The 11,978-nt window shown below is 64.9% G+C and carries 13 protein-coding genes; 8 read left to right on the top strand and 5 right to left on the bottom strand.

Annotated elements, in window-relative coordinates:
• Positions 1-58: 58 nt before the first annotated feature.
• From AC1DD3_RS03980 to AC1DD3_RS03960, 5 genes are read left to right on the top strand one after another with little or no spacing between them, the layout of a single operon-like run.
• The gene (locus AC1DD3_RS03980; RefSeq protein ID WP_230117114.1) at positions 59-622 is read left to right on the top strand and encodes a hypothetical protein; all 564 of its coding nucleotides are present in this window, start codon (positions 59-61) and stop codon (positions 620-622) included.
• A 10-nt stretch (positions 623-632) separates the two neighbouring features.
• Positions 633-1,466: an exodeoxyribonuclease III gene (locus AC1DD3_RS03975; protein ID WP_476880973.1), complete on the top strand. Its 834-nt coding sequence runs from the start codon at positions 633-635 to the stop codon at positions 1,464-1,466.
• Positions 1,467-1,484: 18 nt separating this feature from the next.
• Positions 1,485-2,594, top strand: coding sequence for a tryptophan--tRNA ligase (gene trpS / locus AC1DD3_RS03970; RefSeq protein ID WP_290369702.1), 1,110 nt, complete (start codon positions 1,485-1,487; stop codon positions 2,592-2,594).
• 4 nt (positions 2,595-2,598) lie between these two features.
• The gene (locus tag AC1DD3_RS03965; RefSeq protein ID WP_230117116.1) at positions 2,599-3,195 is read left to right on the top strand and encodes a 2'-5' RNA ligase family protein; all 597 of its coding nucleotides are present in this window, start codon (positions 2,599-2,601) and stop codon (positions 3,193-3,195) included.
• Entirely contained in the window at positions 3,122-4,297 is a 1,176-nt protein-coding gene (locus AC1DD3_RS03960) for a YihY/virulence factor BrkB family protein (protein WP_476881001.1), read from the top strand. Before AC1DD3_RS03965 ends, AC1DD3_RS03960 begins: the two co-directional genes overlap by 74 nt.
• Here the strand turns inward: AC1DD3_RS03960 and AC1DD3_RS03955 are convergent.
• From AC1DD3_RS03955 to sdhC, 5 genes are all read right to left on the bottom strand, one after another.
• Positions 4,254-5,024, bottom strand: a complete 771-nt coding sequence (locus AC1DD3_RS03955) for an alpha/beta hydrolase family protein (RefSeq protein ID WP_476874985.1) — start codon at positions 5,022-5,024, stop codon at positions 4,254-4,256. The two genes, AC1DD3_RS03960 and AC1DD3_RS03955, sit on opposite strands and share 44 nt — an antisense overlap.
• A gap of 116 nt (positions 5,025-5,140) precedes the next feature.
• Positions 5,141-5,923 carry a succinate dehydrogenase iron-sulfur subunit gene (locus AC1DD3_RS03950; protein ID WP_205654223.1) on the bottom strand — a complete coding sequence of 261 codons (783 nt, stop codon included), beginning with the start codon at positions 5,921-5,923 and terminating at the stop codon, positions 5,141-5,143.
• A 1-nt stretch (position 5,924) separates the two neighbouring features.
• A complete protein-coding gene (sdhA, locus tag AC1DD3_RS03945) occupies positions 5,925-7,724 on the bottom strand; it encodes a succinate dehydrogenase flavoprotein subunit (RefSeq protein ID WP_230117118.1) in 1,800 nt (599 codons plus the stop codon).
• Positions 7,725-7,826: 102 nt separating this feature from the next.
• Positions 7,827-8,318, bottom strand: a complete 492-nt coding sequence (locus AC1DD3_RS03940; protein WP_230117119.1) for a succinate dehydrogenase hydrophobic membrane anchor subunit — start codon at positions 8,316-8,318, stop codon at positions 7,827-7,829.
• A 3-nt stretch (positions 8,319-8,321) separates the two neighbouring features.
• Entirely contained in the window at positions 8,322-8,702 is a 381-nt protein-coding gene (gene sdhC / locus AC1DD3_RS03935) for a succinate dehydrogenase, cytochrome b556 subunit (RefSeq protein ID WP_214973516.1), read from the bottom strand.
• Positions 8,703-8,960: 258 nt separating this feature from the next.
• Between sdhC and AC1DD3_RS03930 the strand changes: the two genes are divergently transcribed.
• From AC1DD3_RS03930 to AC1DD3_RS03920, 3 genes are all read left to right on the top strand, one after another.
• Positions 8,961-10,094 carry a mannose-1-phosphate guanylyltransferase gene (locus AC1DD3_RS03930; protein WP_230117120.1) on the top strand — a complete coding sequence of 378 codons (1,134 nt, stop codon included), beginning with the start codon at positions 8,961-8,963 and terminating at the stop codon, positions 10,092-10,094.
• A gap of 113 nt (positions 10,095-10,207) precedes the next feature.
• Entirely contained in the window at positions 10,208-11,407 is a 1,200-nt protein-coding gene (locus AC1DD3_RS03925) for an amidohydrolase (protein ID WP_476880972.1), read from the top strand.
• 121 nt (positions 11,408-11,528) lie between these two features.
• On the top strand, positions 11,529-11,963 hold the full coding sequence (locus AC1DD3_RS03920) for a MarR family winged helix-turn-helix transcriptional regulator (protein ID WP_476880971.1): 435 nt from the start codon (positions 11,529-11,531) through the stop codon (positions 11,961-11,963).
• The last annotated feature ends 15 nt before the right edge of the window (positions 11,964-11,978 follow it).

Below are 11,978 nucleotides of genomic sequence, written 5' to 3'. Positions count from 1 at the left end.
TGTTCGCCCGGGGTGGAAGCGTTGCTGGCAGGGTCCGCGGGTTTGAGACAATAACTGCATGCAATCACTGGGCAGCTCCAAGTCTTCCTCCCACCCGACCAAGGGCGGATTTTCCATGTTCCGCATCAGCGGTCCCGGCCTGCTGGTTCTGATCACGGCCTTCCTGGTGGCCGTCATTTTCGCGGCCAACCAGAACGACGTCGTGGGCTGGATCGTGGCTGTCATCGCGCTGTTCTGGCTACTGCTTGCCTCATTCGTGGTTTTCAGCATCCAGAGGGCGGCCAAGAAGGCCGGAGCGAAGTTCAGCGAAGCGCAGAACGCCTTCAACGCGGCCGCCGGCCGGGCTCCGTCACGGGTATCCACGGACCAGGGCGGCACCCGCCTGGTGGGTGAACGCGGCGAAGCCGAAGAAATCCGGGACATGAAGCTGGATCACTCCTTCAAGATTGTGCAGGTGCAGGTGCGCGTTGTGGAGCAGGAGCGGGCCAAGGGCGCCGCCGCGGACCAGGACACCATCCGCCGCGCCCTGGAAACCATCGAGATCACTGCCACCAACGCCCGCGACATGATCAAGTCCTCCGGCGGCCCCGGTGAGCCGGTTACCGGAACCATCATCGACTAGAGTGGAACGGGTGAGCTCGGCATTGAAGAAGGACCACCTTCGCATCGCAACAGTCAACGTCAACGGCCTTCGTGCTGCCTACAAGAAGGGCATGGCGGAGTGGCTGGCGGAGCGCGAGGTGGACATCCTGACCCTGCAGGAAGTCCGTGCCCCGGACGCCATAGTCCACAAGCTGCTGGGCGAGGGCTGGCACATTCTGCACGCCGAAGCCGAGGCTAAGGGACGCGCGGGCGTTGCGATCGCTTCGCGTGACGAACCGCTCGCCACCCGCACGCACATCGGTGACGACTACTTCGCGATGGCCGGCCGCTGGGTGGAAGCCGACTTCCGCGTCACTGACACTGCGGGCAAACCCGCCCAGCTGACCGTGGCGAGTGCATACGTCCACTCCGGTGAGGCGGACACGCCAAAGCAGGTGGACAAGTACCGTTTCCTGGACGTCATGTCCACCCGTTTGCCCGAGCTCTCCAAGCACAGCGACCACGCCCTGGTCACGGGCGACCTCAACGTTGGCCACACGGAACTGGACATCAGAAACTGGAAGGGCAATGTCAAACGTGCCGGCTTCCTTCCGCAGGAGCGTGCCTACTTTGACCGCTTCTTCGGCGAGGAAATCGGCTGGAAGGATGTTCACAGGGGCCTGGCGGGTACCGTCAACGGCCCCTACACCTGGTGGTCCCAACGTGGCCAGGCCTTTGACAACGACTCAGGCTGGCGCATCGATTACCACATGGCCACCCCCACCCTCGCCGCCGCAGCTGTCTCGGCGGTCGTGGACCGGGCGCCCTCGTGGGACACACGTTTCTCTGACCATGCACCGCTGGTAGTGGACTACCGGCTCTAGTTTTAAGGCCTCCGACGAATGACCTCCACCCCAATCGTGACCGACGCCGCAGCATCAGGGCAGCCAGCTGCCATCCCCGTCCTCCAACAGGATGCCGGGACCGTGCCCGGCACCGGACTCCGGCACCGCATCCTGTCCGGAATGCAGCCCTCCGCCGACTCGCTGCACCTCGGTAACTACCTCGGCGCCCTCGTGAACTGGGTGCGGATGCAGGATGAGTACGATGCCATTTTCTTCATCCCGGACCTGCACGCCATCACCGTCCCGCAGGATCCTGCCGAACTGGCCCGCCGCACGCGCGTGACTGCCGCCCAGTACATCGCCGGCGGAGTGGACGTTGAAAAGTGCACTCTGTTCGTCCAGTCGCAGGTGCCGGAACACGCGCAGCTCGGATGGGTCCTGAACTGCATTACAGGCTTCGGTGAGGCGTCCCGCATGACGCAGTTCAAGGACAAGGCGCAGAAGCAGGGCTCGGACCATGCCAGCGTGGGGCTGTTCACCTACCCCATCCTCCAGGCCGCGGACATCCTGCTCTACCAGCCTCACGGCGTGCCTGTGGGCGAGGACCAGCGCCAGCACGTGGAACTCAGCCGCGACCTCGCCGCCCGGTTCAACACCCGCTTTGGCGAGACGTTCACAGTACCCAAGCCCTTCATCCAGAAGGATTCTGCCAAGATCTACGATCTACAGCATCCCACCGCCAAGATGTCCAAGTCCGCCGAGTCGCCTGCCGGCTTGATCAACCTGCTCGACGATCCCAAGGTCACCGCCAAGCGGATCAAGTCGGCCGTGACGGACGCCGAGACCGAGATCCGTTTCGACCGCGAAACCAAGCCGGGCATCTCCAACCTGCTGACCATCTACTCGGTGATCACCGGCCAGAGCGTTGAGCAGCTGGTCGCGGCCTACGAGGGCAAGATGTACGGTCACCTCAAGGTGGACCTTGCCGAGGTGGTGACGGAGCACCTCACGCCGATCCGCAGCCGCGCCAACGAACTGCTGGCCGATCCCGCCGAGCTGGACCGGCTCCTCGCCCACGGGGCGGACAAGGCGCGTGAAATCGCCGCAGCCACCCTGCAGGACGTCTATGCCAAGGTGGGCTTCCTTCCGTACGCCGGAGCCCGCTAAACCGATGCCTGCCAACAGGAGAGTCGGCGATGGAATGAGCCTCGGGGTCATTCTGGGCTTCCCGCCTGGAATCGCCGAGGAACTGCAGCGATGGCGGGCATCCTTCGGGGACCCCATGGCCACGGTCATTCCGGCGCACATCACGCTCGTCACCACCACGCCCACCCATGACTGGGAGGCCGCGCGGGAACATGTCCGCAAGATCGCCCGTACCCAGGCGCCGTTCATGGTCACGATCGCCGGCACAGGGTCCTTCCGCCCGGTTTCCCCGGTGGTCTTCATCAACGTGGAAGAGGGTTTCGGGGAGTGCGTCGAACTGCACGAAAAACTGCAGACGGGCCCTCTGGCACGCGACCTGCCTTTCGGCTACCACCCCCATGTGACCATTGCCCATGATGTGGCGCCGGAAAGCCTGGACGAGGCCGAAACGGTACTGAAGAACTACAGGGCGACCTTCCCCGTGGTTAGCATGGGACTTTACGAGCACGATGCCGACGGTATTTGGCAGCTACGGGAAGAGCTTGACTTTGGCACCGAACCTGACGACGAACGAGAGCAACTCCGAGCCGCAGACGCCGGCGGAGCAGCCGCTTCCCACTGAACGTGCCCGCCTAAAGCTGGAGGTCATCCGCAAAAAGGTTGAGTGGGGCAAGGTGCGCCGGTCGGGCAAGGGAACTGTGCCCCAGCTCTTGGCCATGATCCAGTGGCTGATGGCCCGGCTGAACGCCTTGCGGCCCATGCGCGCCTTCCAGCACTACAACCTTCAGCACGGTCCGCTCATGAGCGCCGGCATCGGCTTCAACATGTTCTTCTCCATTACGGGCCTGCTGACCACCGGGTTCTCCATTGCCGGCCTTGCGCTCCGGGGCCAGCCGGCCCTGCTTGACCGCATCATCGCCAGCGTGGCAGAAAGCGCGCCGGGCCTCCTGAAGGTCAATGGCGGCGAGGGCCTGGTGGACCCCAAGGATCTCCTCAACCCTGACGGGCTGGGCTGGACCGCGGTCATCGCAGCCGTCGTTACGGTCATCACCTCGCTGGGCTGGATCGCCGGCCTGCGCGAGGGCCTGCGCGGCGTTATGATGCTGCGTCCGCTGAAGCTCAACCCCGTGGTCCTGAAACTGCACGACGCCGGCACGCTGCTCCTGCTCGGCCTGGCCCTGGTGATCAGCTCGGGTGCGTCGCTGGTCTTTGGCACCGCGGCCGGCTGGGTGATCGGGCTGCTCAAGCTGGACCGCGCCGTGGCCGTCCCGCTCGCAACCGTGATAAAAATCGCCGTGCCGCTGGTGCTCAGCTGGATCACGGCGCTCATCATGTTCCGCCTGGCCGGCGGCCTGAAGCTGTCCCGGCGGGCCTTGCTGGAAGGGACCATCCTCGCCGGTGTGGGCACCGCCATCCTGCAGGTCTTCAGCACCGAACTCCTGGCCGGCGCCGGGCGCAATCCCATCCTGGCGCCCTTTGCGATCATCGTGGGGCTGCTCATCTGGTTCAACCTGGTCAGCCGGGTCTACCTCGTGGCCGCTTCCTGGTCAGCGATCCGCGAAGAGGACCTGAAGGCCGCGCCGGCGGCCAGGCAGACGGGCTGGGGGTCACGGCAGGTGCAACCTGGGAAAACCCCCGTGGAGCGGCACCACGCGGCCGAGCACCCGCGCCCGGTGGCAGTCAGTGCCCGGCGTCGAGGTACTGATCGGCCCACGCCGCGATAATCTTCGCTGCCCGGGCCGCCTGTCCCTTGCCCGTCAGCAGGTGATCGCTGCCCTCAAGGGAGACAAAGTTCCTAGGATGGCGTGCCGTCTGGAAGATTGTGCTGGCGTTTTCAATGCCCACGGTGTTGTCCGTGGGGGAGTGCAGGACCATCAGGGGTCTGTGCAGCCGCTTGATGCAGTCGGTAAGGTCGGCGTTTTCGAGGTCCTCCACGAAGTGCCTGCGGATCTCCACGCGCTTGCCGCCGAGGTCCACCTCCGCACTGCCTTCGCTGAGGATCTTGTCCAGGGCGGCGTCGAAGACATGGGCCACGTGCTTGGGTGAAAACGGCGCCCCAACAGTGGCCACAGCGTCGAGCTCCGGAATTTCGGAGGCGGCGGCAAGGACGGCGGCGCCGCCAAACGAGTGGCCCACCAGGAGGGAGACCGGCCGGCCTTCGGCGCGCATGTACTCTGCAGCTCGGACAGTGTCGGCCACCTTGTGGCTGAAGGATCCCTCGGACCACAAGCCGGCCGAGTCGCCCAGGCCCAGGTTGTCGAAGCGGAGCATGCCGATCCCGTTGTCCGCCAGCGCCTTACACATCCGCGACGCCGCGGGACTGTCCTTGCCCAGTGTGAAGCCGTGCGAAAACACCCCCCAGCCCTTGACGGGCCCTTCGGGCAGGTCGACGATCCCGGAGAGCATCTCGCCGGTGGACCCTTCAAAGGTGATTTTCTCGGAACGTGACATGAGGCCCCTTGGTGACGGCGGAGAGGTTGCGGTGGTTGTCGTTAAACGACGACGGCGCCACTCACCGCACGCTTGCCGCGCATGGTGAGAGACGCCGTCGTCCGCGTTGACCTTGACTAGATCTTGCGGGAAAGAATTGCCTGCTTGACTTCGGCAATCGCCTGCGTGACCTGGATGCCTCGCGGGCATGCTTCCGAGCAGTTGAAGGTGGTGCGGCAGCGCCACACGCCTTCCTTGTCGTTCAGGATTTCCAGGCGCATGTCTCCGGCATCATCGCGGGAATCGAAGATGAAGCGGTGGGCGTTGACGATTGCCGCGGGGCCGAAGTACTGGCCGTCCGTCCAGAACACGGGGCAGGACGAGGTGCAAGCGGCGCACAGAATGCACTTGGTGGTGTCGTCGAAGCGCTCACGGTCCTCGGCGGACTGCAGGCGTTCCTTGGTGGGCTCGTGGCCCTTGTTGATCAGGAACGGCATGACTTCGCGGAAGGACTGGAAGAACGGCTCCATGTCCACGATCAGGTCCTTCTCCACCGGCAGGCCCTTGATGGGTTCAACCGTGATGGGCTTGGACGTATCCAGGTCCTTCAGGAGCGTCTTGCAGGCAAGACGGTTGCGGCCGTTGATGCGCATGGCATCGGAACCGCAGACGCCGTGCGCGCAGGAGCGGCGGAAGGAGACGCTGCCGTCCACTTCCCACTTGATCTTGTGCAGGGCATCCAGCACGCGGTCCGTGCCGTACATGGTCAGCTTGAAGTCGTCCCAGCGGGCTTCCTCGGAAACCTCGGGGTTGTAGCGGCGCACGCGCAGCGTGATGTCGAACGTGGGGATTTCCCCGCCGCCGCCAACGCCGGCGGGCAGTTCAATCTTTGAGGCTGGCTCAGCAAGTTCAGCGGACATATTAGTACTTCCTCACCATCGGCTCGTAGCGCGTAAATACAACCGGCTTGGTGCCAAGCCGAATTCCGGCGATGCTCTCGGCGGAACCGTCCGCGGGAGCGTGCTCGTCCTTGTACGCCATGGAGTGCTTCATGAATTTTTCGTCGTCACGCTCGGGGAAGTCCTCGCGGAAGTGGCCGCCGCGGGATTCCTCGCGGTGCAGGGCAGCAACCGTCATGACCTTGGCCAGCTCCAGCAGGAAGCCGAGTTCAACGGCCTCCAGGAGGTCCAGGTTGAAGCGCTTGCCCTTGTCCTGGACGTTGATGCGCGTGTAGCGCTCTTCGAAGGACGCGATGTCCTTCAGGACCTGGTTGAGGGTGTCGGCCGTGCGGAACACCTGCATGTTGGCGTCCATGGTGTCCTGGAGTTCCTTGCGGATCACGGCCACCTTTTCGTCGCCGGTGCCGTTGCGGGCGATGTCGAGGAGCTGCAGGGTGTAGGCCTCCGGGTCCTCCGGGAGCTCCACGAAGTCGGCCGTCTTGGCGTATTCCGCAGCGGCGATGCCTGCCCGCTTGCCGAACACGTTGATGTCCAGCAGGGAGTTGGTGCCGAGGCGGTTGGAGCCGTGGACCGAAACGCAGGCCACCTCGCCGGCGGCGTACAGGCCCGGAACCACGGTGTCGTTGTCCTGGAGGACCTCGGTGGTGATGTTCGTGGGGATGCCGCCCATGGCGTAGTGGGCCGTGGGGAAGACGGGGACCGGCTCCGTGTAGGGCTCCACACCAAGGTATGTGCGGGCGAACTCGGTGATGTCCGGCAGCTTGGCGTCGATGTGGGCGGGCTCAAGGTGCGTCAGGTCCAGGAGGACGTAGTCCTTGTTCGGTCCGCAGCCGCGGCCTTCACGGACTTCGTTGGCCATGGAGCGGGCCACGATGTCGCGGGGTGCAAGGTCCTTGATGGTGGGGGCGTAGCGCTCCATGAAGCGCTCACCTTCGGAGTTACGCAGGATGGCGCCCTCGCCACGTGCGGCCTCGGAAAGCAGGATGCCCAGGCCGGCAAGGCCGGTCGGGTGGAACTGGAAGAACTCCATGTCCTCCAGGGGGATGCCGCGGCGGAACGCGATGCCCATGCCGTCGCCGGTAAGGGTGTGGGCGTTGGACGTGGTCTTGAAGACCTTGCCGGCGCCGCCGGAGGCGAACACCACGGACTTGGCCTGGAACACGTGCAGCTCACCGGACGCGAGGTCGTAGGACACGACGCCGGCAACACGCTTCTGCTTGAACGGCGTGCCGTCCTCGCGCACGGCGTCTTCCTCAACGGTGAGGAGGTCCAGGACGTAGTACTCGTTGTAGAACTCGACGTTGTGCTTGACGCAGTTTTGGTACAGCGTCTGCAGGATCATGTGGCCCGTGCGGTCGGCTGCGTAGCAGGCGCGGCGGACGGGAGCCTTGCCGTGGTCGCGGGTGTGGCCGCCGAAGCGGCGCTGGTCGATCCGGCCCTCGGGCGTGCGGTTGAACGGCAGACCCATCTTTTCCAGGTCCAGCACGGCGTCGATGGCTTCCTTGGCCATGACTTCGGCGGCGTCCTGGTCAACCAGGTAGTCGCCGCCCTTGATGGTGTCGAACGTGTGCCATTCCCAGTTGTCTTCTTCGACGTTGGCCAATGCCGCACACATGCCGCCCTGCGCCGCACCCGTGTGGGAGCGGGTGGGGTAGAGCTTGGTCAGTACTGCTGTTCGCGCGCGCTGACCGGATTCGATCGCGGCGCGCATGCCAGCGCCACCGGCACCGACGATGACGACGTCGTACTTATGGACCTGCATACCAGACGCTCTTTCTCTCAAAATTCGCAATAAAACAACGGGCGGGCTGAGGCCTGCTCCGCAAAGTGATGCCCGCCGGTCGGGGCGGGCAGCCGCAGCTCGCTACGCCGGGCAGAAACCACCGGGGAGCTGGACGCCGTCCACCACCGGGCACGGGTTGAAGGTGAAGATGACCAGCGTGCCAAGGATGATGATGACCGTGGTGGCCGCGTAGAGGACGATCTTCAGCCAGAGGCGGGTGGAGTTGTTCTCGGCGTAGTCGTTGATGATGGTCCGCACACCGTTGGTGCCGTGCAACATGGCGAGCCAGAGCATTGCGAGGTCCCAGACCTGCCAGAACGGGTCTGCCCACTTTCCGGCCACGAAGCCGAAGTCGATGGCGTGGATGCCTTCGCCCACCAGCAGGTTCACGGTGAGGTGGCCGAAAATCAGGACAACCAGCACCACGCCGGAGAGCCGCATGAACAGCCACGCCAGCATCTCGAAGTTGCCGCGGGAGCTGCCGCTGCGGCGGTACTGCGGGCCAATCTTGCCGCTGCTGTCTTTGCCGCTGTTATTTCCGCTGCGCGGGGACTGGATCTGCGTTGCAGTCATGGCTTAGTGACCTCCGAGTGCGAGGGACAGGTGGCGGATGGCGAAGGCGACCATGGTGACGATCCAGAGGCCCAGCACAACCCAGAGCATCTGGCGCTGGTACTTGGCACCCTTCTTCCAGAAGTCGACGGCGATGATCCGCAGGCCGTTAAAGGCGTGGAATACGATCGCTGCGACGAGGCCCGTTTCACCCAGGGCCATCAGCGGGTTCTTGTAGGCACCGATCACTGCGGTGTAGGCCTCCGGCGACACCCTCACAAGGGAGGTGTCCAGCACATGGACCAACAAGAAGAAAAAGATCACAACACCGGTAATGCGGTGTCCAACCCAGGACCACATGCCTTCACGGCCGCGGTACAAGGTGCCAGCTGGTTTCGTCGGCACTGAATAAACCTCCCTGCAACACAGCGGCGCTGGCGTGGGATCCACGCGGGGGGAACGCCTGCTGCGAGAGCACTCGTAGCTCAGGCCTAAATCTAGGCTTCGCTCACAGCTTATTCAATTCAGGGCGTCCTTGGCGCCCACGTACTGTACGGTTTTTGGCGTTTTATGAGACGAACGCCACATCCGGTTCCAAGTGTGTCCGCCCCGCCGGTGCCGCCGCAAGGGCCACTTTGGGGTCGTCGGCTAAAGTAGAGCGTGATGAGTAAAGACAAAGTGACAAGCCAGGATTCACCTATCAGCCGCTTTATAGCTGTGATTCCTGCAGGCGGTGTGGGGACCCGCCTCTGGCCTCTGTCACGTGCAGCAGCTCCCAAATTTCTTCACGACCTCACCGGCTCGGGGAGCACGCTCCTGCGTGCAACCTACGACCGGCTCGAGCCCCTTGCGGGCAACCGGGTCCTGGTCGTCACCGGAAACGCGCACCGGGCGGCTGTGTGCCGTCAGCTGCCTGAGGTCGAGGACGGTGACCTCGTGCTCGAAAGCGAGCCCAAAGACTCCGGTGCCGCCATCGGCCTGGCGGCGGCCATCCTGCACCAGCGGGACCCGGACATCATCATGGGCTCTTTCGCCGCGGACCACGTGATCAGCCCGGACGACCTCTTCCAGGACACAGTTCGGGAAGCGATCCACACCGCCGCGGCCGGCAAGATCGTCACGATCGGCATCAAGCCCACGCACCCGTCCACAGGCTTTGGCTACATCCGCTCCGGCGTATCCCTGCACATCCCCGGCGCGCCCAGCGCGCGGGCGGTGGTGGAGTTCGTTGAAAAACCGGATGAGGAAGTCGCCCAGCAGTACGTCGACAGCGGCGAGTACGTCTGGAACGCCGGCATGTTCGTGGCGCCCGTCTCCCTCATGCTCAAGCACCTGGAAGCGAACCAGCCGGAACTGTTCAACGGTTTGCAGGAAATCGCCGAGGCGTGGGACACACCCAACCGCGACGAAGTCACTGCCCGCGTCTGGCCCACCCTGCCCAAGATCGCCATCGACTACGCGGTCGCCGAGCCTGCGGCGGCAGCCGGGGACGTCGCCGTCGTGCCCGGAACCTTCCGCTGGGACGACGTCGGTGACTTCGCCTCGGTGGGACGGCTCAACAGCGCCAAGGAAGTGGACGAGGTCACGGTCATCGGCGAGGGCGCGCGCGTCTTCACCGAAAACGCCAGCGGCGTGGTGGTCTCGGACACCAAGCGCGTCATTGCGCTGATCGGGATCAAGGACGTGGTCATCGTGGATACGCCGGATGCGCTGCTGGTTACCACCAAGCAGCATGCCCAGCGGGTGAAGCAGGCTGTGAACGCCCTTAAGGCCAGCGGCGACTTCGACGTCCTCTAGTTTTCCGGTCCTTTCAGGACTTCGACGTCCCCTGGAACTTCGACATGGTCGGGATATCCGTAACGCGGCGAAGGCGATGCCGCTATTCTTTCGGCCCTCGCTAGAGTTGTGGTGTGCGCAATTACACTACTGAAGCTGAGCCCACCGCACTGGTGGGGCCGTGGCTCGAGCCGCTGCTGCCGGAACTGATCGATTTCCGGCGGGACCTGCATGCGCACCCCGAGCTGTCGTTCAAGGAGTTCCGGACAACGGACAAGCTCGTGGAACGTCTCGAAGAGGCCGGGCTGGAGCCGCGCCGCCTCGACGGCACAGGCCTAACCGTGGACGTCGGCGAGGGCCCCATCGCCACCGCGCTGCGCGGCGACATCGACGCGCTGCCGATCATCGAGGAAACCGGCCTGCCGTTCGCCTCGAAGAACCACGGTGTGACACACGCCTGCGGACACGACATCCACACCACCACCATGCTGGGCATCGCCTTGGTGCTGCACCGCATGCACCTGGAATCGCCGCTGGGCGGCACGGTCCGGATCATCTTCCAGCCCGCCGAGGAGACGATGCCGGGTGGCGCCCACTCCTGCATCGAGCAGGGTGTCCTGGAGGGCGTGCCGCGCATCCTGGCGCTGCACTGTGACCCGCGCATCAACGTCGGCAAGATCGGCACGCGCATCGGTGCCATCACGTCCGCCTCGGACACCATCAAGATCGAGCTGAGCGGCCGCGGCGGCCACACCTCGCGCCCGCATCTGACGGAGGACCTCGTTTTCGCGCTGGCCCAGATCGCCGTGAACGTTCCGGCCGTCCTTTCGCGCCGGGTGGACGTCCGCAGCGGCGTGTCGGTTGTTTGGGGCCAGATCAACGCGGGCTCGGCGCCTAACGCCATTCCGGGCACCGGCTACATGGCCGGCACCATGCGCTGCCTCGACAGGGACGCCTGGCACAGCGCCGGCGAGCTGCTCGACGAAGTGGTGCAGCAGGTTGCTGCGCCCTACGGCGTGGAAGTGCACCTGGAACACACCCGCGGTGTGCCGCCGGTGGTGAACTCGGAGCACGAGACTGCGCTCATTGAAGCTGCGGCGCGGGCGGAGATCGGCGAAGGCGCCGTGGTCCTGACCCCTCAGTCCATGGGAGGTGAGGACTTCGCCTGGTTCCTCGCCGAGCTGCCCGGTGCCATGATGCGCCTGGGTACCAAGACCCCCGGCGGCGAGGAGTACGACCTCCACCGCGGCGACTACATCCTCGACGAGCGGGCCCTCGGCTACGGCATCCAGGTCCTGACCGCGGCAGCCCTCCGCACCTTCCGCGACCTCTAACACCGTCGGACGAGCGCGAACGAACACTTCAGCCCCTTTGCGAGGGCCCCGAATGTTCGTTCGCGCTCTTCCTGGCCTAGGTAAGTTGTGCACAATTGAATTGTGGGCTAGTGTTGTGTCCATGACCGACGCCCCCCGCCTTGACCGCCAGGTGTGCTTTGCGCTCTACTCGGCGTCCCGTGCCGCCACCGCCGTCTACCGCCCCCTGCTGGACGAGCTTGGCCTGACCTACCCGCAGTACCTCGTGATGCTGGTGCTGTGGGAAAACGAACCGCGCGGCGTGCGGGAACTGGGGGAGGAGCTGGGCCTGGACTCCGGCACGCTCTCACCCCTGCTCAAGCGGCTCGAAGCCCTCGGGCTCGTGGAACGGCGGCGCTCTGCCGAGGATGAGCGCCGTGTCGCCGTCCACCTCAGCGACACGGGCCGGGCGCTCAGCAGCAGGGCCTCCCGCATTCCCCAGCGCCTCGCAGAGGCTGCCGGTCTGACTCCCGATGAGCTGGATCAACTCCGGGAAACTCTCGGCAAGCTCACCGCTGCCCTCCATGACTCGCACTGACACCCAAGACCACCG

This window comes from Arthrobacter sp. 05T444 (assembly GCF_056395905.1).
The sequence above is the reverse complement of the archived record's forward strand: the minus strand, read 5'-3'. Positions and strand labels throughout refer to the sequence as shown.